Here is a 224-nt window from a genome sequence, read left to right as displayed (position 1 = left end):
TCAGAAGGACTAGTATAGCTTACTACTTGAGGTTGTGTTAAGGTATAGGTAGCTTGAGGAGTAAAAGTTTCACAAATATCATCAATAGTCCAGGTAATGGTTACCGTACCTCCCGTACAGAAGTCAATAGACTGATTAGTAAAGTTATGAGATACAGTTGGAGATCCACCTGTTAAACTATTATTGATAATGGTAGTTTGGGCCGCTACCCAAGCTGCAATATC

The 224-nt window shown here is 38.8% G+C and carries 1 protein-coding gene; it reads right to left on the bottom strand.

Translation table 11 applies throughout. From position 1 onward, the window contains the following. Positions 1 to 224 (bottom strand): hypothetical protein (locus FGF67_RS17380; protein WP_158293258.1); only part of this gene is annotated, 224 nt, incomplete at both ends.

The organism is Allotamlana fucoidanivorans, from assembly GCF_006265225.1.
GTDB classification, from domain to species: Bacteria; Bacteroidota; Bacteroidia; order Flavobacteriales; family Flavobacteriaceae; genus Allotamlana; species Allotamlana fucoidanivorans.
This window is presented reverse-complemented; position numbering and strand designations above follow the sequence as displayed.